Raw genomic sequence first — 25,021 nt, forward strand, 5'->3', positions numbered from 1 at the left:
GGGCCTCGGCTCGATGGAATGGCGGGCGCGACCGTGGCTCCGACTTTCGTGGCGGCATCCCAAGGCGATCATTCGAGCGCGGAACACCGCGAGGAGCGACGCCCCCTCGACTTGATTCCGCGTCATCGGCCGGAACCACGCTCATTCCCCCTCGTGACCTGGAATGATACACCGCGTGCGACGGTGAATGGAAGCCAGTTCACCAGATGGATCGGGTTCGGGCGGTAGGGAACGATTTTTGCGTACGGCGCCGGTGGAGCGTTTGGGGGGCGGATCTCTCGGGCGGCTCCCCCGTCGGGCGTGCTGCTGCGGCGGGACGCCGAGGGGGCGGGGAACGCCCGGTGCGAACCGGTCGAGAAGCGGTCGAAGGTTTCGAGAAAGGGGTCGTATGGGAGCGGTAGAAGCTCCAGTTGAGCTCCAGCGGATTACTCGCGATCCGCCTTGGTGCCGACGTGGGCGAGGGTCATGCCCTGACCACCGGAGCCAGCGTTGCCGGGCGACCACCACGGAATGCGCTCGGAACGCCGAGCGCGGGCGCGGTGCGGAGCGAGGCGGCGACGCCGGCAGGACGTCATGGCGCCGGCGATTGCTGAGACGAGAAATCCAGAAGCATGCTGGCCTCACCGGCATCGCCGACATGGTCGCCATCGCTGCCAGCACCGCCATCGCCGGCCCGGCCCAATTGGACCTCCACGCCCTCGAGGGATGGGGCGCTGCCCGGCGCGCCCTGGAAGGCGATGGCGAGGGAATGGCCGCCCTGACCGCCGCCGCCCCGGCCGCCGGAGCCTCCCTGGCCTCCCGGTCCGCCGTTGCAGCCTTCGCGCGCGTGGTACGTGCTCGAACCCATCCCGCCCGGCCCGCCATACGCGCCAGGTCCGCCGTCCTGGCCGGCGGCACCGTCGCCGCCCCTGCCGCCATTACCGGCGATCATCTGGACGCCCTCACGGAACGTGAGCGTTGCGTTGATGCTCACCAGGGCGATGCTCGATCCACCGGGAGAGCCGCCCCTGCCGCCAGCACCGCCGCAGCCGCCAGCGCCACCGTTGCCGCCGCTGGCGCCGCCACGGCGGTTCACATCAGGGCAATCGGTGCTTCCCTGGATGCCGGCGCCACCCCCGCCACCCTGGGCAGTCGCTCCGCGTTGGCCATCGCGGCCGGGCAACCCGGTGTAGCCGGCGCTGGAGAGCTGGCCGATGCCGTCTGCCCCTGCACCTGCTGCGCCCGGACCACCCGCTCTGCCTTCCTGGCCCCCGGTACACCTCTCGTTTACGACAACGTATTTGCCATCGTTGGGATAGTTCTCCGCGCCGGGAGAACCGCTATTGCCATCGCTTCCGCGCGTCTCGAAGCCATTCCCGCCCCGCCCCCCGATCGAGTCGTCGGAGGTGTCCTCTGTGCCGCACGCGTTGGGCAGCGGTGCAACGGTCATTACACTGTACGCCGAGCACGCAGCGTTCCCCTGGCTGCCCTGGGGGGGGCGCGCGGGCTGCGGCGGAGGGGACGCCCCTGGGGCACCGGACGCCGCATCTCCCGCCTCGAAGATGGACCGAACCAGGTCGACGGCGCAGCTCTCGGCGATCGCTGCGATGGCGGAGGTTCCCGCGTCGGCCGGATTGATCGACGGAGCGATGACATGAAGATCTTCCAGGCGCACCGTCTCGTCTTCGGCGCGCATGGTCAGGGGCACAACCCCGGCCGCCGCGGTGAGGGTGGTCTTGTTCGCCTCCCCCCACTGCCAGTGTGCATCGCAATCGAGGCCACCGTAGAGGGTCACCCCCACCGTCACGGTGAGCGATTCCTCGAACGTCTGGGCGCACGCGTACACGCGTCGCCCGCTCTCGTCCTCGCTCTGCGCGGCGAGCGTGAGGGCTTCGGCGAGCGTCTTCACCGGTGTCTCGGGCGTCCCGTTCCCGCCGTCGCTCGCCGTGGCCGACACGAACACGCCGCAGCGCGCGTCCGCGGTCCAGCCCTGCTCGCTGGGCACGCACACCAGGGGCGGCGGCCCTCCCCCAGCACCTCCGCTCCCCCCTGCACCTGCGCTCCCGCCCGCGCCCCCGCTCCCCGCGGCACCCCCGGTCCCTCCGGCGCCCACGCCTCCCGCTCCCCCTGCGTCACCCCCGTTCTCGCTGCAGAACATGGGCTTGTGCTTGCAATCATCCTGATTCGAGTACGGGAAGCAGCCAGCCAGATCGAGGCCGGCGGCCGTCGTTCCGAGGACGAGCAGCGCGGCGGTACGGGCAGTCCGAGGCATCAGCCATTCTCCATCGTCTTGAGTTCAGATCCCGATCGTCAGAACGCCCCGCCCACCGAGAGACCCACGTCGTTGATTCCCACCCTGGGCGTCACCTGCACGCGCGCCTCGGGGCCGCTCACGAGGGCATAGAGCAGCGTTCCGAGGCCGACCGTGCCGGCCCCTGCGAAGCTCCAGAACGCCACGTTGCTGTAGAGCGCGCTCTCGTCGACCGCTTGGCTTTGCTTTGTACACGCCGCTGGGGTGGGCCGGGCGGTGCACGGGTTCCGATTTCCGGCGAGCAGCGCGGTCTTCTGGGTCTCCGCATCTCCGGCCCTGTTGTTCGCGAGCACCGTGAAGAGCACGCCCGCCGCGGCGCCAACGCCGGTCGCGACCCCACCCGTGACGAGCACCGCCGTCCTCCCGCCGCCCCGCGGCACCTCGGGAGCCGGCAAGCCGCTCTGTTCCGCGCCGGCGCGCGTCGCATCGGGCGCCGGGGTGCGCTGCAGATCGAGGACCACCGCCTCCGTCCCACCCGCGGTCGCCTCGACCGAGCGCGCCTGCGGGGCGTACCCGTCGAGCTTCGCGCCGACGTCGTGCCGGCCCGGGTCGAGGAACACGGGATCCGCGAGCGGCGCTCGCCCGACGCTGGCTCCGTCGACGGTCACCTCGGCCCCGTCCGGCGCGACGCGGACCGTGACCGCCGCGACCTGCGCCCGTGCCTCCTGCAGCGACGCCTCCGCGCGCTGCCGCTCCTGGACCTTCGTCGCGGGGGCCTCGCGGAGGTAGCGCGTGAGGTACTCGGCCGCATCGCGGGGCTTGCCCACCCGGAGGCAGGCCACGCCCAGGTTCGAGGCGATCTGGTAGTGCGGCTTGAGCACCCACGCCGCGAGGAACGCCGCGTGCGCGTCGGCCCACTTCCCCGCGTTGGCCGCCTTCACCCCGTCTTCGAAGAGCTGGCGCGCCCTGTCCGTCAGCGCGTCGCTCTCCTGCGCCTCGGCCCGAGGGGGCGCCGGCTGTGCTCCCGCGGCAGGTGCCAGCAAGGCGACGGCGATGCTCAAGGTCCACAGCAGCGGGCGGTTCGTCGTCATGAGGAGTCCAGCGGTGCTCCAGGGAGCTGCGGTTCGGAAGACGCGTACAGCCGTACTTTACCCACCCTGGAGCGCGAACCGTACCTCTTCCGCGCCGTGACGGAAGCTTTTGTCCACCCGTTCCACGCAGGGCGTGATGGTGCAGCGGCTCCGCCGCACGCCGCCCTGCCGCCGTGCTGCGCGGCGACGGCCTCGGCCCAGGGGCTTCCTGGAGGGAGAAGCGTGCTCTCGGAGCGCCGGAGACCGCTGCTCCCCTCCCTTCGACTTCCTTCAGATCCCCCAGCGCGGCTTCGCTTGCTTCGACGTCGGCGGTGGGCTGGGGGTTGTCGGCGGAGACGGCCGCCGAGGGGATGTGCTGTGGGGGGCGGGGCCGCTCGGGGACTGTGTCCCGGCGGCTGGCGCAACAGGGCCGCGATCGTCGCTCGGCGCGCCCGTGCGACCCGCTGCCGGCGCGCCGGCGCGAACGGCCGCCGGTTCGCTGGGCGGCGTGGGGTCCTGCGCTGATGGCTCTAAGGCGGTGTCCAAACCCGCATCCGTCGCCGGCGCAGACGGCACGACGAGAGGTGCAGCGGTCGACGTCTCTGCAGCAAGGCGACTCGCAGGGGGCGCGGACGGGGCGTCGCGGGTGGTGATCTCCGGGCCGGAGGCCGCGAGCTCGGCGGTCGCCGGGGCGTCTGCGGGAGACGGAGCCTCGGCCTGTCCGCCATAGTACGCTCCGAGCGTCACGCCGAGCCCGCTGACGGCAGCCGCGGCGCCCGCGGCGATGAGCCACGTCGTCCACGCGACCGAGCGCCGTCCACCGGACGGTCTGGCGGGATCGATCGTACCAGTCAGCGTGCCCGCCGAGACAGAGCCCGCCAGCGGTGCCGGGGAAGAGGCGAGCGGCCCGCCGGGGGTCGTGCCGCCCGGCCCCAGTGGCATTCCGGGCAGGGGCGTCGCCGCCCCTGGAACGAAGCCGGTGGGGGCCAGGGGGAACGGTCCGTGCGCATCCGAGACGGACGACGCGAACCTCGGCGCGCCCGCGATGCGCGCGAACTCGTCGACCAGCTCGCGGACGGTCTGGAACCGGTGGGCCCGATCGCGCGCCAGCGCCCGGTGGAAGAAGGCGTCGATGGTCGGGGGCAGGCCGGGGGCGAGCTGGGTCGCGGAGGGGATCGGGTCGACGAGGATCCTGGTCATGACCTGCGCGAGCACATCGCCGGGGAAGGGGAGGTATCCCGTGACCATGCGGAACAGGATGACCCCGAGCGCCCAGAGGTCGCTGCGCGCGTCGACGTCGCGCTCGGCGCGGAGCTGCTCCGGGCTCATGTAGTGGGGCGAGCCCATGACCTCGCCGGTCGTGGAGGCGTCGGCGACGAGCTTCGAGGTGGTCTCCTTGGCGATGCCGAAGTCGAGGAGCTTCACCATGTCCTCGTCCTCGCCGTCGACGCGCGCGAGGAAGAGGTTGGCGGGCTTGAGGTCGCGATGGACGAGGCCGGCATCGTGCGCGCTGCGCAGGGCCTTGCCGGTCTGGGCGAGGATGCGATGCGTCTCCAGCAGCGGGAGGCGGCCGCGCCGCAGGAGGCGCGCGTTGAGGTCCTCGCCCTGGAGGAGCTCCATGACGAGGTACGGGACGCCCTCGTGAATGCCGAAGTCCTGCACCTTGACGACGTGCGGGGTCCTGAGCTGGGCGGCCGCGCGCGCCTCGCGCTCGAAGCGAGTGCGGAACGCGGGAGAGCTGGCGTAGGCCGGGTCCATGAACTTGACGGCGACCGGCGTGCCGAGCTGCAGGTGGTGCGCGACCCAGACCGAGCCCATGCCGCCGCGGGAGAGCGGGCGCTCGAGGCGGTACTTGTCGATGAGGACGGAGCCGGCGCCGAGGTGCATGGAGAAGGCGGAAGCAGCCTAGCGGAGTTGAGGGCGGGGGTGGAGCGGTGCGGGGGTACCGAGGGGCGATTTTGGCTGGGACGGTCGGGTGGGGCTGCGGTGATCGAGCCTGGCCGTGGGCTGATTGGATTTGCTGCTGCGAACGCCGGGTGCGGGCGCATTCTTAGCGTCCACGATGAGGTGATCGCTGTTTGTGCGCCGAGCAGGCGTCCTGGGTTGACGTTGCAGTGTGCTACCTTGAGCGGGAACGCGGGCGCAGGATCTAAAATCCGAATCGGTCAGCCTGCCGACCGTTCTCACCGTTGTAATCGGCATCGCTGCCGGCGCCGCCATCGCCAGCTGTGCCAAGCTCGAATGTCACGCCCTCGAGAGCGGGGGACTTACCTTGGAAAGCGATTCCGATGGAGTGACCACCGCGTCCTCCACCGCCTGCACCGCCGTTGCCGCCAGTCCCACCTGGGCCCCCGTCACATCCGTGCAGCAGATTGCTCGATCCTTCAGGGGCTTCGCCCCGCGGGCCGCCCGTTCCCCCCATTCCGCCGTCCTGTCCAGGGCCGCCGTTGCCGCCCTTGCCCCCGTTGCCGGTCTTGATTGTGACGTTATCGAATGAAAGCTCGGTGTTGATGCTGATGAGGGCAATGCTTGCTCCGCCTGGACCGCCACCTCTGCCGCCGGCCCCGCCACAGCCGCCCGCGCCGCCTGAACCGCCGCTGGCGCCCCCGAGCGGCGGCGTGCCATCTGGGCACGAACGCAGTGGACTGGTTGTTGTCGTCGGAACGCCGCGAGCGCCGCCCCCGCCACCACCACCTTGGGCTGCGGTGCCGGGAGCGCCGGGAGCGCCGGAAGCGCCGATGTAACCCTCGCGCGTGATGCTGCCATCGCCTGTGGCACCGTTGCCCGGCTCGCCGCTGGTGCCATCTTTACCGGTCATGCCGGACGTACAAGCGCTCGTTCCTGTTTGCCCGAGGCCGCCGTTCATCGGGCGGTCAGGGTATCCTGCTACGCCAGGATCGCCGTTATTAGGCCGCCCCGCCCCGCCGGCGCCGCCGAAGGAGTCATCGGTTTCGTCCGGTGTGCTGCAATAGTTGAACTGAGGCTCGCCGCCGTCGATGGTGCCATCTGAGCACGCACCCTTTCCTGAATTGCCGTTCGCCCCCGCGTTGGCAGTTTTTTCGTACGGCTCCCCATCGAGCCCAGGGGCGGCATCCCCGGCTTCGAGCACGCTGTGCCTCAGCTCCACCAAGCGCACGGTTGAGGCCACTGCGGCGATTGATGACAGCCTTGGCTCTGCGGAACCGCCTTGCAGGATCGATTTGGCGATCACGTGCACATTCTCCAGGTGCACGACTTCCAGGCCGTTCTTTCCTGTGATCTTCAGCGGTATCTTTCCCGATGGAGCCGATATCTTTGTTCGCGTTGTGTTATCTACCCAGTGCCAATCAAGGCCATTTTCAACGTTGTCGCAAGTGAGCCCGCCGTAGAGATTTGTGCTGGCTGAAAGTTCAAAGGTCTCAGCCTCATCAAACTCCTCGGCGCACGCATATACGTGCTTCGAGTTGGACTTGGCGAGGATAAGCGCTTGCTTGAGAGATTTGACTGGCTTGTCGGGCGTGCCCTCGTTGTCATCGTGCCCCTGAGTGTTCGATACGAATACGCCGCAGGCCTTTGCTGCGGTCCAGGTGTCGCGTTCGCTGGGTACACACCCTGAAGGAGTCGGATTGAGAGCATCACGAGGCACGTCGAGCTTCTCGTCGGTGTATTCTAGTGAGGTGATGCATCCAGCGTGACTGACGCCGACGGCCGTCACTGCGAGAAGGGCCATGGACGCGAAGTGGACACGACGGCGCATGGTGCAGTCTTCTCCCTTTCGACTCTGTTCAGGTCAAAAAGAACCGCTGGCAGAAATCCCAGCAGTTTGCGGCTCCCAAAGAGGTGTCACCTGCAAGCTCCTGCTTGACGCCGCGGATTCCATCGTGACGAGTCCATAGACAAGCGTGCCAACCCCAACCGCCCCGCCTGCCACGAAGCTCCAGAGGGCCGAGTTGCTGAGAGTTACCCTGGCGTCCACCGCATCGCTCAGATCTGCGCATTTCTGCGGATTCACCGTTGGGCATTTTCTCTGTTCCTGATCTTCCGCGATTAGCTGAGCTCTCAGCTGTCTTGCGTCGCTGGCTCGCCCATTGGCCAGCACCGTGAGCACCACGCCTGCCGCTACGCCAGCGCTGGCCGCAATCCCGCCCCCGACGAGCACTACCGTCCGGACGTCATCGCGCGGCGTTATCGGTGCTGAGGAGATCGATGGGGCAGCGCGAACACTCACGCTTGGGGATGGAATGCTTTCAAATGCCGGCCGTTCAACGGTCGACAGCGCATCGATCGCCGCCTGATCGATCTCGACCCGTTCCCTCGCTCCCTCGGCCAACTGGACAGCTCGGGTCAAGGGACGACCCCCAGGCCAGCGAACGACCAAGGTGTGGGCACCGGGATCGCGCTGCACCGGCGTCGAACGCTGGATGGGCAGGCCATCAAGCGTCATGTCCAGCCCGGCAGGAACGGTACCAGTGACATTGACTTCCACGGTCGGGGTGCGTGCTTCGAGCTCGGCAAGCTCCTTCGTTGCGCTGGCTTTCGACTCCGCGAACGCAGGCGGAGCGCCGGGTGTAAGCTTTTCGTCCACGACGAGCCGATACACATCGCGCGCCTCGAGGAAGCGGCCGAGCTTGACGTAACAGCGCGCCACCATGAGCAGGAACGGGGGCGCGTGCGCTTTCGCCTCGGCCTGACGAAACGCGAGGAGCGCCTCGGCGTATCGTTGCGCTTCGTAGTGGGTCCATCCCTGCTCGGCGAGCGCGACGGCGGCTGCTTTGTTCTGTGCCAACACAGGACCATCCTGCGCCGCCGCAGGCGACGTGCATAGGACGCCGAGGAGAAGCAGGCTGGCCGCTGCAGAACGGTGGTTCATCGCCGCACTCTTGCTCTCGATTTGTCATCAGGGAAAGAACGCGTGCGGGCAAGTACATGAGACCTGGCCACCGCGGGGCACGGTGGCGTCACGGGGAGGCGAAATCGAGCGTCGGCGCTTTAGCTCCGGGGGTGCCGTCGCCGCTGGTCCCGTCCCCCTCGCCGCCGAGGCCGGGCTCGCCGAGCTCGAAATGGAGGCGGTTCGCGCCCATGGGCGGCGGCTTGTCGCGAAAGGCGATGCCGATGGAGTGACCGCCGCGGCCGCCGCCGCCGCGGCCGCCCTGACCACCCTGACCGCCGCGGCCGCCGTTGCAGGCGTTGTCAAGGCCGGATGCGGAGCCGCCCGATAGCGCCTTGCCGCCCATGCCGCCGGTGCCGCCGGCGCCGCCGGGCTGTCCTAGAGCGCCGTTGCCGCCCTTGCCTCCGCTGCCTGTCTTCAGGGTGACGTCGTGGAGCTGGAGGGTGGAGTCGAGGCTGATGAGCGCGATGCTCGCGCCGCCGGCGCCGCCTCCGAGGCCGCCCTTGCCACCGCAGCCGCCCGCGCCGCCCGAGCCGCCGCTGGCGCCGCCGACTCCCTTGGCATTGGGGTCGGGGCAGGAGCGTGGCGGGGCCGTGGGACTGGTCGGAACACCGCGAGCGCCGCCACCGCCGCCGCCTCCCCGCGCCGTGGTTCCGGACCGGCCGATCTCGCCGGCTTCGCCGATATAGCCATCTTGTGAGAGGGTGCCGAGAGCCGCGGCCCCAGCGCCTGGATCGCCGGAGGCGCCAGGGTCGCCATCCCGGCCGTTCATGCAGGAAGTTCCTCCTGACGTCTGCCCGGGGCCGCCATTGGCCGGGCCATCTGGTAAGCCATCGCCGCCGTTGCCACCGTTGCTCGTCTGTCCTACTCCGCCGGCGCCGCCGAGGGAGTCTTCGACTCCATCTTCGCAGTCGTTGGGTTGCTCGGCACCGCCGTTGGTAACAGCGGCCATGCACCCAGCTTCACCTGGGTTCCCATCGTCACCGCGCGTGGCGCTGTTCGAGTCCTGGCTTTGATCGGCGCCAGGCGCAGCATCACTTGCCTCAATCGTGCAGCGCGCCAGCGATACGGTGACACCATCGGCCACGGCCGCGATGGACGACGCTCCGGATGTCAGAACCGATTCAGCAAGGACATGCACGTCCTCCATCCGAACTGATCCGCCCCCGTGCATTGTGAGCGGGATGGTCCCAGCCTCGGCCGTCAGCGTCGTCCGCTTCTGTTCGCCGACCCATCGCCAGCCGTTCTCGCAGTCGAGTCCACCGAACAGCGTCACATTCGCCTTGATCTCGACCTTCTCTTCGAACGTCTCGGCGCACGCATACACGTTCTTCTTCGTGGCATCGGGGAGGGCAGTCGCGAGGGCGATGGCTTTCCCCAACGACTTCACCGGCGCGTCCGGCGTCCCGGCGTTCTCATCGTCTCCGTCGAGCCTCACGAAGATCCCACCACACAACGCGTCGGCCTTCCACCCTTCGCCCTCTCCTGGCACACAGTTCGGCGGCGGATCCGGCGGCCCTCCTGCCGTTCCGTCCGACTGGCAGTCATCCAGCAGCTCACCACTCAAGTCAAGGCACGGGGGGTCGCTGCATTGAGGCCCTATCGCTCCCATGGCCATCGTCCCCAGGAAGATCGCAGCAGCAAGATGGGCACGACGACGCATAGTACGGCCTTCTCCCTTCGAAGTACGTAAGCTCAAAACCTTCCGCTGAACGAAAGCCCGGCAGTGCCCGGTCCGAGGAGCGGCGCTACGCGTGTGCCCGGGACCGTCTTCTGAGGCTCAGCGTTCATCGTCACCAGCCCATAGACCAGCGTGCCAACCCCGACCGTTCCCCCCGCCACGAGACTCCAGAATGCGACGTTGCCCAGGTCGATCTCGTCATAGACTGCGTCTTTAAGGTCGCTACACCTGGGAACGTCCCCGTCGGGGCATCTCTTCTCGTCGCCCCATTGGGCTTTCAGCTCGTTCCGGACCTCTTCCGCGTGATCGGCTCGATTGCCGGCGAGCACCGCGAAGACCACGCCCGTCACGATGCCGGCGCCCGCCACGACCCCGCCCGTGACGAGCAACGGCGTCCGCAACTCAGCGCGCTTCGCCATCGGCACCGCCGGATCCATCACGAAGGGACGCGCTCCAACGCCAGCGACCGGCGCGCGCTCCAGCTGCACCACCACCGTCTCCGCACCGCCCGCCACCGCCGCGATAGGACGCGTCGCAGGCGCGTACCCCTCGAGCTTCGCCCCGATCTCGTGCTCGCCCGGTGCCAAGAACACCCGATCCGCGAGCGGCGCCTTGCCCACGACCGCCCCGTCGACCGTCACCTCCGCCCCTGCCGGCGTCACCTGCACCGTCACGGATGCGACCTTCGCAAGAGCCTCCTTTAGCGACGCCTCGGCGTTCTGCCGCTCGTTCACCTTGGTGGCCGGCGCCTCGCGCAGATACCGCGCCAGGTACTCTGCCGCGTCGCGGTACTTGCCCAGCTTGAGGCACGCGACCCCCAGATTCGACGCGATCTGGTAATGTGGCTTGATCGCCCACGCCGCGAGGAACGACGCGTGCGCGTCGGCCCATTTTCCCGCCGCTGCCGCCTGTCTCCCCTCTTCGTAGAGCTGTCGCGCCTTGTCCGTCAGCGCGTCGGTCTCCCCGGCGGCGGCCGCGGTGGACGGCTGCTGCGCGCCCGCAACCTGCGCCGTCAACGCCACCGCCACGCTCCAACTCCACAGAAGCGGTCGCTTTCTCATCGTCGGAGTCATCAGAACTCAGGCTTCCCTTCGGGGAGAGGCGGGACGGCAGTGCTCGAGGGCGGCACCTTACCCCCTCTGGGCTTCGGGTCCAAGCGCCCCGGCGCAGCCCCACCTGCCTTGGTGTTCCTCGTCCGCCCCGCTGGCTGCGTCTTCGGCTGCGGCTCACCCTGCTGCGGCTGCTCCTGCCCCGCCTGCGGCTTCGCCGTGGCCTCCGGCGGCGCCGCCGTGGAGGGCGAACCTGTCGTCGTCGCCGCCGCCACGCCAGCCTCGTTGCTCGGCCCCGGCGCCGCCGCGCTCCCGGCAGGCGGCGCCACGCCCGGCCCCGTTGCCTCCGGCGTTGCCGTCCCCCCTCCGGGCGCCCCTTGCGATACCAGCACCGCGACCATCCCCGCCACGGCCACGAAGCCGAGCCCCGCGACGGCCCAGATCCACGTCCGCGACGAGGCCGGCTTCTCCACGATGACCGGGATCTCGTCGCGCTCCTCCCCCCCGACGCTCGGCACCGGCGGCATCGGCCCCGCCGGCGCGCTCCACGCCCCGCCGCTCGCCGCCCGCCCGGCCCCACCGCTCGCCGCCTGCGCCGCCACGGCGTTCCCCGCCGCCGCCTGTCCCATCCGCACGGGCCCCGTGCCTCCGGCCTCGACCCCTGCCGTCAGCGCCGCGCTCCCCAGCAGCTTCTCCGAATCGATGACCAGCGTCCCCTTCGGCCCGACCTGCTGCGATACCGGCCCCGCCGGCCCCGCCACGCCCTTCTGCGACGGCGGCATCGACCCCGGCGCCCGCCGGTCCTGCAGCGCCACCCCCGGCATCGCGCCCGCCACGCCCACCGGCCCCGTCCCGCCCTGCTGCGCCGCGAACCGCTCGCGCCACCCGCCGCCGAACTGCGGCTTCTCCTCCACCTCGGCCAGCGGCCGCGCCCCGAACATCCCCCGCGCGATCTCCCCCTCGTCCTCCGCGACCTCCTCGATCCGGATCAGCATCCCGTGCCGGTCCTCCATCGTGACATCGCGCTCCCGCACGAACCGCACCGATACGCCGCCCGGGATATCCGCCTCCCGCCCGCTCGTGATCGACGTCCACTTGATGTTCGATCGGTACAGCACCGTCGCGATCTTCGCCGCCGCAAGCGCGATCGACCCGAAGGGCTCGTCGGGCTTGTGGACGATCACCACCCGCTTCGGCTGCGCCCCCTCGTCGGCCACCCAGTCCCAGGTCGCGCCGCTCCGCCGGAGATATGGCAGATCCCCGAACTCCTCGACATACCGCTCCAGCACGTGCGCCACCCGCTCCGGCGCCTCCCGCACCGCGCTCACGTACTCGCGGTAGAACATGCCCGCCGACGAGTTGACCTCCGTCGCGTTCATCACGTGCCGGTAAAACGTCGCCGCTGCCTCGAGCAGCGTCGTATACCCGAGGTCCCGATCCACCGCGACGATCCCGTGCGCGAAGGGCGGGTTCCCCCGCCCGGCGTGGTCGACCGCCCCGCCGATCCGGAAGCCGAAGATGAGCCCCACCGCCCCGTGGCCAGGCTCGTGCTGCGTGTCATCCCTCGACAGATTGCCAATCGCGAACGCGTGCGTCGCCCCCATCGCAGGCTCGATGTACTTCATCAGCCGCGCCAGGTGGCTGAACTGCGTCGTCGTGAGGGGCCCTTGCGGCACCTCCGGGCAGTACATGAAGTCGATCTGGTGCCCCGGGATGTTCCCGTGCAGCACGTGATACCACGCCGCGTCCGCCGGCGCGCGGTACCGCGGGATCACATACCCCGAAGCGCCCTCGTTACCGTACATTGGGCCTGACCTGCTGCGGCACCGGCGGGGCAGGGAGCGCCGCGGTCCGCGACAGCGCCGAATGCCCGCTGATGTCCTGCTTCATCCGCTGCAGGAGCTGCGGATCATACGCGTTCTTCGGGAGGATCTTCTCCACGAAGTGCGAGAACAGGTGATGCGTGCTGTGCCCGTAGCTCGCCGACCCGACGAGCACGCGAATGTCGATGTTGTTCTTGTACCGCTCCAGGCTGTCGATGAGCGTCTTGTAATACCCGCGCGCCTCCCGCTCCACCTCGGCCGGCGTCCCGGACAGGACATCCGACTTGTTGATGAAGAGCACAACCGCCTTGCACGAGGCCAGCGTCTTCGGGCTGAAGAAGAACTGCAGCGACTGCGGCTGAAACTCCCGGAGCTGCTCCTGGATCCGCGACGGCTCGACCTTCTGACCGTCCTTGCCCGCCAGATCCACGACCATCAAGAGCCCATGGACCTCCTCCATGATGAGCTCCTGCTGCGCATCCACGATGTGCTCGCCGCCCCAGTCGCCGACCTCGAACACATGCTCCGTCAACACCTCTTTCGTGAGGACGTGGCTGACGGTCCGCTCGTAACGCTCGATCTTCGTCCCCTGCAGCGTGCCCAGATCCACGAGGGGATTCGCCCACTTGAGCGTCAGCGACGTCTTGCCGGTCCACTTGATGCCCAGCGTCAGGATCTTGTACCGCTTCTGCGTGATCTTCGGCCGGCTCTCGAGCTCGCTCTTGTACCAGTCGATCTCCTTCTGCTGGGCGTCGAGCCAGTCGACCTTCTGCCGGTCCTCGCCCCGCGAGATCTCAAGCGCCTGCTGGAGCTGCCCGTACTGCGCCCGCAGCTGATCCAGCTGGCCCTTGGCCTGCCGGAGCGCCTCGATGTGCTGGTTCGCGTCCTGAAGCTTCCGCTTCAGCTGCGTGGCCTGCATCAGCAGGAACACGGCGCCTGCGCCGCACGCCACCGCGATCAACCCGAGCACTATCGGTAGAACAACCTGCATGGCTTACAATCCTCGCGACCCGCCGGGCGGGCTATCCCGCCCTGTCCTGTCCCGCGCGGCCGGAAGAACGGCGAGCGCGGACCGGCCTGAATCCTGAGAAACGCATCAGACCACGGCTCGCCGCAGCGTACAAGTCCGAGGTAATCCCCAGCACGAGCCATTACTTCATCGTCCGCCATCGTCCGCCATCGGACGCCATGTCCCTACGCACACAGGACCCGCGTCCTCCGCGCCCGCGCGCCGCTCCCGCTACCGGCCTGTCCCGATCACCTCGCGCCACCGCCCTTGCGGGTCACCCGCGGCAGCGCCGTCCTCGTCTCGGGCGCGAGATCCAGCGTGTCACGCTCCCCGGCCGCGAGCCGCAGCGCGCCCGCATACGCGATCATCGCCCCGTTGTCCGTGCAGCTCGCGAGCGGCGGCACGAACAGCGCGAGGCCCCGCCGCTCGCACGCCGCGGTCATCTTCGCGCGGAGCCCCTGGTTCGCCGCGACCCCGCCGCCGAGGACCACCCGCCCGATCCCCTCGGCCCGCGCGGCCCGCACGGTCTTCTGCACGAGCGCGTCGACCACGGCCCCCTGGAAGGCCGCGCACAGGTCGCGGAGCGCCTGCCCCTCCGGCCGCCCCCGCTTCGCCACGTGCCGCGCGACCGAGCTCTTGATGCCCGAGAAGCTGAACTCCAGCGACTCCTTGCGCGCCATCAGCGCTGGCACCGCGTCCGCCGCTGCGGCCGCGTCGCCCCCGGCCGCGAGCCGATCGACCACCGGCCCGCCCGGATACCCGAGGCCGAGCAGCTTCGCCACCTTGTCGAACGCCTCGCCCGCCGCGTCGTCGCGCGTCGCGCCGAGCTCCCGGATCGCCCCGATCGCCGGGCCATCCACCCGGTAGATCGCCGTGTGCCCGCCCGAGGCGAGCAGCGCCACGTACGGGAACGACGGCCGCTCGCGCTCGTCGGAGAGCGGCGCGCCGCCGCGCCGCAGGAACACCGCGAGCAGGTGCCCCACGAGGTGATCGACGCCCACGAGCGGCTTGCCCGCGGCCCACGCGAGCCCCTTCGCGGCCTGCAGGCCGACGAGCAGCGCCCCGGCGAGCCCCGGCCGCGACGTCACCGCGACGCCGTCGAGATCCGCCACCGAGACGCCCGCGCGCGAGAGCGCCTCGCGCACCACCGGGACCACCGCGCGCGCGTGATCGCGCGCCGCGACCTCGGGCACGACGCCCCCGTAAGGCGCGTGCAGCGCCACCTGGCTGCGCACGACGTCGGAGAGGACGTCGCCTCCCTCGGTGACCACCGCCGCCGCCGTCTCATCACACGATGTCTCGATCCCTAGAACCCGCATGTCCCTGTCCGCCGCGTCAGCCTGAAATTGCCAAACACCTGCCGCTGCCCCGCCGCATCCGCCTCGCCCGGCGCGAGCGGCGCCCGGCCAGGCCGGAGCAGGCGCACCTCGACCGACGCGTCCGTGCGCAGCGACAGCACCGCGAGCATCGGCTCCGTCTCCGGCTCCGACGCGTCGACCGCGTAGATCGCGTTGCGCTCCCGGCCCTCCCCGAACTCCAGCCGCGACAGCGGGTCGTGGGCGAGCGCGCCGATCGGCCGCAGCGGCGCGCCGTCGAGGAGGCGCCGCTCGGCCGTGGCCCCGTCGGGCGCCTCGTAGGTCCACAGCGCGCCGGGCGGCTCCGCCCCGTCGAGCGCGTCCGCGTCGAGCGTGAGCCGCATCTGCACCCGCGGGCTCAGGCCGGCGCGGAACGCGCCGCCCAGCGTGATCGCGCCGCAGTACGCCTCCCCGTCGGCCGTCGAGAACCGGCTCAGGTCGTCGCAGCCGGCCGCCCCGCCGGCGCCTATCGCGCCGGCGAGGGCGAGCGGCGCGAGCCGCGGCGCGCGGCGCCGCGGCCCGGGCGGAGAAGCGCGGCTCAAGGCGCGGCGCTCCGCATCAGCTCGACCGCGGTCTGGCGGACGCGCGGCTCGGGATCGCTCGCAGCGAGCTGCCGGAGCACCGGCGCCGCCGCCGCGCGGTCCGCGGAGGCGAGGGCGCGGGCCGCCGCCTCGCGCACCAGGGCGTACGCGTCGGCGCGGGCCGCCCCGCCGAGCGTCTCGGCCACCTGGCTCGGCCTGCCGCCGCCCGCGCCCCCGCCCGGCGCGCCGAGCCGGCCCAGCGCCTCCGCCGCGCGCACGCGCAGCGGCCAGCTCGACGAGGTCCGCAGGAGCTCCGAGACGGCCGCGATCGTCGGCGCGTGCCGGACCGCGCCGAGCGCCGCGAGCGCCGCGCGCCGCACGCTCTCCTCGGGATCGCCGAGCGCGTCGACCACCGCGGCCTGCGCCTCCGGCTCGGGCCGGGTCGCGAGCAGCTCGACCGCGCGCGTGCGCACCTCGATCGCCGGGTGCCGCACGAGCGCCACGAACCCGCTCACGACCGCCGCCGCGATCCCCTCCACGGCGGCCTCCACCTGCCGCCTCGGCTCCGGGGCGAGCGCCGCGCGCCCGTCCGTGAACGGCGCGAGCCCGAGCGCCGCGACGCCCCCGCCGGCGCCGGGATCGCCGCCTGCCCCGCCCGACACGGCCGCGCCGCGCGACAGGATCGCGTCGGCGACGACCAGGGCCCGCTCGGGCGACGTCGCGACCGCGGCGACCGCGGCCTTCTGCAGCGCCGGGCCGAGCGCCACGAGCGCCGCCGCGCGATCCTCCGGGCCGGGCGGATCGGGGTCGAGCCCCGCGAGCACGTCCTTCACCGTCAGCGCGCCGTCCGGCACCGGCAGCGGCTCGCGCGCGCGCGGGTACGCGCGCCGCGTGAGCGCGACCGCCGCCGACACCGCGGCGGCGCGCAGCCCCTCGTCCGACGAGAACGCGCCGGCCGCGATCGCCTGGGCGGCCCCGCCCGCGGCGACCGCCTCGGCCTCGCCGGCGCCGCCGCCCCCGGGTCCCGCGCCGCCGCCGCCGCCGAGCCGCGCGAGCGTGATCAGCGCCGCGCGGCGGAGCTCCGGCTCGCTCGAGTCGGCGAGCGACATGAACAGCGCGGGCCCCTCGCCCCCGCCCGCGAGCTCGCCCAGCGCGCGGACCGCGGCGGCGCGCGGCACGGAGCCGGCCTCGGGCGCCCTCGCGACCGCGGACAGCGCCGCCGCGTGCTTCCGGTCGTGCGTCAGCCCGAGGCCGACCGCCGCGAGCGCCCGCACCTCCGGCGCCGGCGACGACAGGAGCCGCGCGAGCAGCGCCACCGCCTTGGCCGCCGGCCGCCCGCCGCCCGCCGCGAGCCGCGCCACGCCCCACGTCGCGGCGACCGCGACCGCGTCGTTCGGCAGCACGCTCGCCGCCGCGTCCCGCGGCGCGAGCATCTGCTCGTAGCGCTCCAGCATGGCCGGGTCGCGCAGCGCGCCGCACGCGATCATCGCGCGGGCGCGCAGGCCCTTGTCGGCCTGGCCTACCGCGAAGTTGTAGAGCGCCGGCCCGGCGCCCTTGTTCTCGACGTAGGCCAGCACCTCGATCGCGACCTTCTGCTGCGACTCCTTCTCGTCCGCGAGCGCGTCGAGCAGCGGCTTCACCGCGCGGGCGCCGATCTTCGCGAGCTCCGCGCGCGCCGCCGCGCTCGCCGCGCGCCCCTCGCCGCGGACCTTCTGCATCAGCGGGAAGGTCATCGCGCCGTAGAGCTCCACGAGCAGCCGCCGGTAGAGCGGCTTCTGCGGGTTGCCGACCGCGACCGGCAGGAGCTCGCGCTCGAGCACCTCGAGCGAGCCCCTGCCGAGGTTCACCTGCATCGACATCCGCGCCGCGCGCGCGACGAGCTCCTCGTCGTTCGACGCCCTCACCACCCGGCGGAAGAGCCGGTCGGCCTCCTCGGCCTGCCCCGCGGTGAGCAGCAGCTCGGCGAGGTCGAAGTACACGGGGAACAGCCGGTCGTTCTTCGCGAGCGCCTGCCGGTACTCGGCGATCGCGCGCTGGAAGTCCTGCCGCCGGCGGTACATGTCGCCGAGCTTCTGGTGGCCGCTCGCGTCCTCGGGCGACAGCTCGACGGCCCGCGCGGCGTACCGGATCGCGTCGTCGTCGCGGTACAGCTCCGCGGCGTACTGCGCCATGCGCTGGTAGAACTCGCGGGCCCGCTTCGGGTTCACCTCGACGAGCTTGCCCAGCACGTCGATCGCGCCGAGGAGGTTCTGCTGGAGCACGAGCACGCGCTCCAGCGCGAGGAGCGAGTCCTCGTCGCCCGGCGCGGCCTGGACCAGCCGCCGGAGCGTGGCCTCGGCGTCGGGCAGCCGGTGCAGCTTGCGCTGCACCTCCGCGAGCAGCCGCCCCGCCTCCAGGTCGGGCGGGGTCGCGTTGAAGCGCGCGGCGAGCGGCGCGACGCGGCTCGGCAGCTCGTGGGTGAGCGACCAGAGGCTGACGATGTGGGTGCGCGCCTCGCGCGCGAGCAGCTTGTCGTTGCCCGCCCCGGCGAGCAGCTGCTCCCAGAGCTCGCGCGCCTCCGTGTAGCGCGGCCCCGCGTTGCCGAGCGCGCTCGCGGTGCGCTCCAGCGCGATCGCGAGCGCCTTCTTGTAGCGGCTGTTCGCGGGCTCGAGCTGCGCCGCCTCCCGGAGCGCGGCGAGCGCCTCCGCCACCATGTCGTGGTCGAGGTACACCTCCCCGAGCGTGGCCGCGGCGCGCGCCCGGCTCGGCACGACCTGCTTGATGCGCGCCCACGTCTCCAGCGCCTTCTTCTTGTCGCCGGCCTGGAAGTACCTGTCGCCCAGGTCGACGAGGTGGCTCGGATCGCCGCCCGCGGCCGCGGCGAGCCGCTGGAGCACCTTGAGGGCCCGGTCCTTCTCCTCCACCCGCTCGTAGAAATCGGCGACGGCCGCGAGCGTCTCGGCCTCGTCCGCGACGCGCCCCTCGAGCTGGGTGAGCAGCGCGAGCGCCTTGGGCCGGTCGCCCCGCTGGATGAGCGTCTCGCACAGCTCGAAGACGAAGTCCGCGTTGCCCGGGGCCGCCTTGATCAGGAGCTCGTACTCGCGGATCGCGGCGTCGAGCTCGCCGGCGGTCTGGAGCAGGTGGACGAGCCGGAGCCGCGTGTCGATGTGCTTGCCGTCGAGCGCGAGGGCCTTCCTGTAGATCCCGATCGCCTTGTCGACGTCGCCGGTCTCCTCGTACAGGGCGCCCAGGGTCGCGAGCCGCTGGAAGTCCTGCCCCCTCTCGGCCTCGAGGATCGCGATGAGCTCCGCGAGCTTGCCCTCGGCGCGGAACGCGTCGGTCATGATGAGCAGGATCTCGGCCCGCACCCCGGCGGCGCTGCCGGCGATGGCGAGCGCCCGCTTCAGCACGGCGAGCGCCTCGTCCATCTTCTTCTGCTTGGCGAGCGCCTGCCCGAGATCGCGCAGCGCCGGCGCGAGCGCCCTGTTGTCGCCGGCCGCGGCCTTCACGAGCTCGCGGAACTCGGCCTCGGCGCGCGCGTGGTGCCCGCGCGCGGAGAGCTCGCGCCCGAGCTCGGCCTTCACGAAGAGCGAGCCCTGCGCGTTCTTCACGAGCGCGTCGTGCTGCGCCTTGGCCGCCTCGAAATCGGAGAGGTCGAGGCAGAGCGCGAGCAGCGTGCGCCGGGTCTGCTCGACGTCCGCGGGGACCTTGAGCAGCGGCAGCGCCTTCTCGTAGTGCCCGCGCGCGCGCGCCTTGTCGCCGCGATCCGCCTCGAGCTGGGCGAGCGCCATCATCGCCGCCGGTTCCCCGGGCCGGTCCGCGATGGCGGCCTCGTACGTCTTGATGGCGTCGTCGTAGCGCCCGTCCTGCTTGTAGACGCCGGCGAGCACGACCTTCGAGGCCCAGGCGTCGGCCCCCGGCTGCGCGGCGCGGCGCTCGAACTCCTCGACGAGCTTCTTCAGGTTCCCGTCGCGCTCGCGGTAGAGCTGGGCGAGGCGCTGGAGCGGGAAGGGCGCGCTCGGCTGGCTCATGACGATGGCCGTGTAGCGCGCGATCAGCGCGTCGCTCGACGGGCCGCCCCGCTTCCCGTCGCCGGTCTCTGCCGGCTCCGGCTTCGCCTGCGGCGGCTTCGCGGGCTGCGGCCGCGCGGCGGGGCCGGGCCTGCCGCCGCCGGGCTTCGGGGCCTTCGGTCTGGGCCGCTTGCCGCGGCCGGACGGATCGAAATCCGCGGCCTCGGCGCGCGGGATCGCGAGCGTCGCGGCCGCGGGGATCAGGACCGCGAGGCAGCCGGCCAGAACGTGGGATCGCACCTGGGTAGGGTAGATCGACGGTGCGCGGCCGGCCACGCGGAGCAGCGGCGGCGCCGGGAACGGGCGCGATCGGGCCGGCGCGGACGCCGGACATGCGAGGCCGCTGAGCTCAGCAGACGACTTTCCAAGCGCTCCTGCGGCGGCGCCGCTTCGAAAGGACACTTAACATCTATACCCTCGCGTATTTCCTCGGGAAGCCCTGATCAACGACGATGACACCCCCACCCAGTCCGGTTATTTGAACGGCTTTCTCGACGAGGTGACGCTGTTCTTCCGGAACTTCTTCTCTGCCGCCCTGAAGGACAACCTCTCTCTATCACGGCTTCATCCTTGGCCTCCTCGTGCAGCTCGAGGGTGATTACGACGTTCGCTCGAACCGTGAGTCCGGCCTCGGCCGCGCGGACCTGCTCGTGCGGCCGCGCGCGCCGGGCCGTCCAGGCATCGTGCTGGAGCTCAAGGTGCCACAGCGAGGCGAGACCCCGGAGCAGGCGCTCCTCGCCGCGGCGCGGCAAGTCCGTGATCGCCGTTATGCGGTCGAGCTGGTCGCCGCCGGCGCCGCCCCCGTGCATGAGCTGGTCGCGGTCTTCGACGGAAAGCGCGCCTGGGTGAGGCTGGTCGATGAGGTCCTCTCCGGCGCCAAGGACGGACACCCGCAGGGCTGATCGACTCGGGCAGACGTCGGGCACATCGCTGTTCGTTGTGGTGAGGCGCACTACCTCGGATCCGCCCTCGCCGCGAGCTCACCGCGCTGCGGTTCCTGACGTTGCCTTGCTTACAGCACAATTTGCTGACGGGGAGCGCTGCAGTTCTGGATATCCTCGGTCGCTGCGATGAGCTCGTCCGAAGCACCCCACAGGCGAGCGCTGCGGCTCTCTGAGTCGTCTCGGGGGTACCGCTGATGCGCGCTGGTGACATCGTCGCCGACCGCTTCGAGATCGAAGGGCACGCGACCTCCGGCGGCATGGCGCAGATCTTCCGCGCCCGCGATCGGCTCACGGGCGAGCCGGTCGCGCTGAAGATCCTCCAGCGCACGGGCCCGCAGGAGTCGCACCGCTTCCGCCGGGAGGCTCACGCGCTCGCCGCGCTCCGTCACCCCGGGGTCGTCGGGTACGTCGCCCACGGCACGACCGAGGGCGGCGAGCTCTACCTCGCCATGCAGTGGCTCTCCGGCGAGACCCTCGCCGAGCGCTTGCTCCGCGAGCCGCTCACGGTCCCCGAGAGCCGCTCGCTGGGCGTGCGCGTCGCCTCCACGCTCGGCGCCCTCCACCGGCTCGGCATCGTCCACCGCGACCTCAAGCCGAGCAACCTCCTGCTCGTCGGCGGCTCCGTCGACGAGGTCACCCTGCTCGACTTCGGCGTCGTGCGCGTCGCGGACGCCGGCCAGGAGCTCACCATGCCCGGCGTGATGCTCGGCACCCCCGGCTACATGGCCCCCGAGCAGGCGCGCGGCGAGGTCGCCATCGACGCCCGCGCCGACGTCTTCGCCCTCGGCTGCATCCTCTACCGCTGCCTCACCGGCCGGCCCCCGTTCGTCGGCAACGACGGCCTCTCCGTGCTCGTGAAGGTCCTCCTCGAGGATCCGCCGCGGCTCAGGGAGCTCCGCGGCGAGGTCCCGGCCGCGCTCGACGACCTCGTGACGCGCATGCTCGCCAAGGCCCCGCGCGACCGCCCCCGCGACGGCGCGGCCGTGGCCGCCGAGCTCGGGTCGCTCGGCGATCTCGCGCCGGCCTCGCGGCGCGGCCTCCCCGTGCCCATGGGCGGCCCGACGCCCGAGCTGACGACCGGCGAGCGCCGGATGATCTGCCTCCTCCTCGCCCGCGACGGCGCGCTCGACAGCGACGCTACCCGGTCCGAGGGCGAGGACGCGCTCCGCGTGCGCGCGCTCAGCGCCCTGGCCGAGCGCCACCAGGGCCGCCTCGAGATCATCGAGGCGCGCTCTCCCGTCGTTGTGCTGTCCGGCCTCGTCGCGCCGACCGATCTCGCCGCCCGGGGGGCGCGGTGCGCGCTCGCGATGCAGGTGCTGCTCGGCGGCGCGCCCGTCGCGCTCGTCTCGGGGCGCGCCGAGATCACCGCCCGCTCTCCCATCGGCAAGCTCATCGATCAGGCCGCCGCGCTGCTCGCCGGCGACGAGGCGCGGCTCGGCGTGGTCCGCATCGACGAGGTCACGGCCGGCCTGCTCGGCGCGCGGTTCGATCTCGGGTCGGATCACGCGGGCCATCTCCTGCGCGGCGAGTGCGACGACCTCGAGGCGGTGCCGCGCCTCCTCGGCAAGCCGACGCCGTGCGTGGGCCGTGACCGCGAGCTGTCGCTCCTGGAGGCGACCTTCGCCCAGTGCATCGAGGAGCAGACCCCGTCCGCGGTGCTGGTGACGGCCCCCGCCGGCATGGGCAAATCGCGCTTGCGCGTCGAGCTGCTCCGGCGCCTCCGGGCGCGGGACGAGCCGATGGCGGTCTGGATCGCGCGCGGCGACCCCATGAGCGCCGGCTCTGCCTTCGGCCTCCTGGCGCAGGTGCTCCGCCGCGCGCTCGGCGTCGCCGACGGCGCGCCGGCCGCGGCGGTGCACCGCAGGATCCGCGAGCGCGTCGGTCACCACGGCGAGCGCGGCGCCCACGTCGCGCCCTTCCTTGGCGAGCTCGTGGGGACGCCCTTCCCGGACGAGGCCAGCGAGGCGCTCAGGGCAGCGCGGCGGAGCTCCGTGCTCATGGGCGATCAGCTGCACCTCGCGTGGGAGGAGTTCCTGCGCGCCGAGTGCGCGGCGCAGCCGGTGCTGCTCGTCCTCGAGGACATGCACTGGGGCGACCTGCCCACGGTCGGCATGATCAACAGCGCCCTCCGCAACCTGCGCGACGCGCCGCTCATGGTGCTGGCGCTCGGCCGGCCCGAGGTGCGCGAGATGTTCCCGAAGCTGTGGGCCGGCCGCGGCGTGCAGGAGATCGAGCTCACGGGGCTCTCGCGCCGCGCCAGCGAGCGGCTCGCTCGCCAGGCGCTCGGCGGCGCCGTCACGGAGGAGATCATCGGCACGCTGATCGAGCGGGCCGACGGCAACGCCTTCTTCCTGGAAGAGCAGATCCGCGCTGCCGCCGAGGGGCGAGGGGCCGCGCTGCCGGAGACGGTGCTGGCGATGGTGCAGGCGCGGCTCGAGGCGCTCGATCCCGAGGCGCGGCGTGTCCTCCGGGCGGCGAGCGTCTTCGGCCAGAGCTTCCGGCCCGCCGGCGTCGCCGCGCTGCTCGGCGGCGCCGACGCCGAGGTGGCGGTCCGGCTCGCCGAGCTCGTCGAGCGCGAGGTGATCACCCCGAGGCGGCCGCCTGGCCGGGGCGGCGCGCCTGGTGAAAGCCTGTCCTCCACGTCGTCCGCGTCGTCCGCGTCGTCCGCGTCATCCGCGCGCGGGCCCGGGGGCGGGCCCGCGCGCGAGGCCCCGCCGGCGCGCCGTGCCGGGGCGCCCGAGCCTGGCCCTCCGATCGACGCGGGCGCCGACGACGCCGAGTACAGCTTCCGGCACGGCCTCGTGCGGGAGGCGGCGTACGGGGCGCTGACGGAGTACGACCGGCGGCTCGGCCACCGGCTGGCGGGCGAGTGGCTCGAAGGGGAGGGGAAGGGCGACGCGGCGCAGCTCGCGGAGCACTTCGAGCGCGGCGCCGAGCCGGGGCGCGCGGCGGCGTGGTACCGGCGCGCGGCGGAGCAGGCGCTGCGCGGCAACGATCTCCTCGCCGCGATCCGCCGCGCTGAGCGCGGCCTCGCGTGCGGCGCGACCGAGGCAGAGGCGGGCGGGCTGCTCCTCGTCGACGCGGAGGCCCGCGTGTGGCGTGGCGATTTCGCCGTTGCCGAGCAGCGCGCGCTCGACGCCGTCGCGCTGTTCGAGCCGGGCTCGCCGTCCTGGTACTCCGCCGTGACCTGGGTGGTCACGGCCGCTGGCAAGCAGGGGGCCTTCGATCGCGTGGAGTCCTGGGTAGCGACGGCGCGGGGCGCGTCGCCCCGTGAGGGCGCGCTGACCGGGAGGGACGTCTGCCTCGTCGAGGGGGCCAACTGGCTCGCCTTCGGCGGCCGCTACGCGGTGGCGGACGGGATCATCGAGGCCCTCGAGCGCAGCGGGGAGGAGGAGCGGCCGCTCGACGTCGAGGTGCTCGCCAGGCTCTACGAGGCGCGCGCCATCCGCACCATGACCTCCGGCGATCTCGGCGCCTGCCTCGACGGCATCGAGGCGGCGCTCGAGGTGTTCGAGCGGAGCGGCGATCGCCGCAACGCGTGCTCGCTGCGGGTGAACCTGGGCGCCATCACCATGGAGCTCGGGGACTACGAGGGGGCCGAGGCCGCGCTGCGCGCCGCGCTGCGCGCGGCGGAGCAGATGGAGCTCACGGATCTGGCCGCGGTCGCCCGCACCAACCTGGGCAACGTGATGAGCGCCCGCGGCAATCTCGACGAGGCCCGGCGGGTCCAGGCCGAGGCGATCGCGACGTTCCAGCGGCTGGGCGATCCGCGAGCCGAGGGGATCGCCCGCGCCTACCTGGGGAAGGCGGCGCTGCTCGGCGGCGATCTCGGCGCCGCCGAGGCCGAGGCCCGCGCGGCTGCGGAGCTCCTGCGAAGCGCGCCCCCGATGCGCGCGGCGGCGTGGGCCCTCTCCGCGCGGGTCCTGCTCCGGAAGGGCTGCGCCGAGGAGGCGCTCGCCCTCTCCGGCGACGCGCTCTCCCTCCTGGAGTCGCTCGGCGCGGTCGAGGAGGGCGAGTCGCTGATCCGGCTCGTGCGGGCCGAGGCGCTCTTCGCGAGCGGCCGGCAGGCCGAGGCGCTCGACGCGATCGCGCGGGCACGCGACAGCGTGATGTCCCGTGCCGGGCAGATCTCGAATCCTCGCTACCGGGAACGGTTTCTGTCTGCGCTCGACAACGGCGAGACGCTCGCGCTCGCGGCGCGCTGGCTCGGCGACCGAGACGCTCCATGAACTCGCGCTCCGGCGCACGTGGGATTCCCTGCTCGCGGCTCTTCCAGGAGCCGTGCGCTGCCCACGAGCGCGCCTGAACGACCGTTTCCTCGCCGTTCTCACGACGTCACCGCAGGCGCGGAATTTTAGGGTTCCTCCGTAAAAGTCGTTGAGGAAATTCCTGATGCGTGTTTCATTTGTGAGGAGGGGGCTAT

General features: G+C 72.1%; 14 protein-coding genes. 2 read left to right on the plus strand and 12 right to left on the minus strand.

From position 1 onward, the window contains the following. Positions 1 to 571 precede the first annotated feature (571 nt). The 12 genes from WMF11_RS08975 to WMF11_RS09030 all read right to left on the minus strand — a co-directional run bounded on the left by WMF11_RS08975 (position 572) and on the right by WMF11_RS09030 (position 19,894). Entirely contained in the window at positions 572 to 1,984 is a 1,413-nt protein-coding gene (locus tag WMF11_RS08975; RefSeq protein ID WP_437977178.1) for a hypothetical protein, read from the minus strand. Positions 1,985 to 2,289: 305 nt separating this feature from the next. Beyond that, positions 2,290 to 3,321, minus strand: coding sequence for a PEGA domain-containing protein (locus WMF11_RS08980; protein ID WP_437977179.1), 1,032 nt, complete (start codon positions 3,319 to 3,321; stop codon positions 2,290 to 2,292). A 270-nt stretch (positions 3,322 to 3,591) separates the two neighbouring features. Beyond that, positions 3,592 to 5,187, minus strand: a complete 1,596-nt coding sequence (locus WMF11_RS08985) for a protein kinase domain-containing protein (protein WP_437977180.1) — start codon at positions 5,185 to 5,187, stop codon at positions 3,592 to 3,594. 262 nt (positions 5,188 to 5,449) lie between these two features. Further along, positions 5,450 to 7,036 (minus strand): PGRS family protein, encoded by a 1,587-nt coding sequence (locus WMF11_RS08990; protein WP_437977181.1) that lies wholly within the window; start codon positions 7,034 to 7,036, stop codon positions 5,450 to 5,452. 33 nt (positions 7,037 to 7,069) lie between these two features. Further along, a complete protein-coding gene (locus WMF11_RS08995; RefSeq protein WP_437977182.1) occupies positions 7,070 to 8,149 on the minus strand; it encodes a tetratricopeptide repeat protein in 1,080 nt (359 codons plus the stop codon). Positions 8,150 to 8,237: 88 nt separating this feature from the next. Next, a complete protein-coding gene (locus tag WMF11_RS09000; RefSeq protein ID WP_437977183.1) occupies positions 8,238 to 9,866 on the minus strand; it encodes a hypothetical protein in 1,629 nt (542 codons plus the stop codon). Then, positions 9,863 to 10,876, minus strand: coding sequence for a PEGA domain-containing protein (locus WMF11_RS09005; protein WP_437977184.1), 1,014 nt, complete (start codon positions 10,874 to 10,876; stop codon positions 9,863 to 9,865). The genes WMF11_RS09000 and WMF11_RS09005 overlap by 4 nt, the downstream gene beginning before the upstream one ends. A gap of 44 nt (positions 10,877 to 10,920) precedes the next feature. After that, positions 10,921 to 12,702 (minus strand): hypothetical protein, encoded by a 1,782-nt coding sequence (locus tag WMF11_RS09010; protein ID WP_437977185.1) that lies wholly within the window; start codon positions 12,700 to 12,702, stop codon positions 10,921 to 10,923. After that, a complete protein-coding gene (locus WMF11_RS09015) occupies positions 12,692 to 13,711 on the minus strand; it encodes a hypothetical protein (RefSeq protein ID WP_437551052.1) in 1,020 nt (339 codons plus the stop codon). Before WMF11_RS09015 ends, WMF11_RS09010 begins: the two co-directional genes overlap by 11 nt. Before the next feature lie 266 nt (positions 13,712 to 13,977). Then, positions 13,978 to 15,048: a tRNA (adenosine(37)-N6)-threonylcarbamoyltransferase complex transferase subunit TsaD gene (gene tsaD, locus WMF11_RS09020; RefSeq protein ID WP_437977186.1), complete on the minus strand. Its 1,071-nt coding sequence runs from the start codon at positions 15,046 to 15,048 to the stop codon at positions 13,978 to 13,980. Then, positions 15,036 to 15,626 carry a hypothetical protein gene (locus WMF11_RS09025; protein WP_437977187.1) on the minus strand — a complete coding sequence of 197 codons (591 nt, stop codon included), beginning with the start codon at positions 15,624 to 15,626 and terminating at the stop codon, positions 15,036 to 15,038. The genes tsaD and WMF11_RS09025 overlap by 13 nt, the downstream gene beginning before the upstream one ends. Next, complete coding sequence (locus WMF11_RS09030) at positions 15,623 to 19,894, minus strand: HEAT repeat domain-containing protein (protein WP_437977188.1); 4,272 nt, start codon at positions 19,892 to 19,894, stop codon at positions 15,623 to 15,625. Before WMF11_RS09030 ends, WMF11_RS09025 begins: the two co-directional genes overlap by 4 nt. Positions 19,895 to 20,220: 326 nt before the next feature. Here WMF11_RS09030 and WMF11_RS09035 point away from each other — a divergent pair, with 326 nt between their 5' ends. Beyond that, the gene (locus WMF11_RS09035) at positions 20,221 to 20,556 is read left to right on the plus strand and encodes a PD-(D/E)XK nuclease domain-containing protein (protein WP_437910967.1); all 336 of its coding nucleotides are present in this window, start codon (positions 20,221 to 20,223) and stop codon (positions 20,554 to 20,556) included. Positions 20,557 to 20,792: 236 nt separating this feature from the next. Next, positions 20,793 to 24,827 (plus strand): protein kinase domain-containing protein, encoded by a 4,035-nt coding sequence (locus WMF11_RS09040; RefSeq protein ID WP_437977189.1) that lies wholly within the window; start codon positions 20,793 to 20,795, stop codon positions 24,825 to 24,827. Positions 24,828 to 25,021: the final 194 nt, after the last annotated feature.

Origin of the sequence: Sorangium sp. So ce295 (assembly GCF_051527405.1) — a bacterium.
In the GTDB taxonomy this organism is placed as follows: Bacteria; Myxococcota_A; Polyangia; order Polyangiales; family Polyangiaceae; genus Sorangium; species Sorangium cellulosum_B.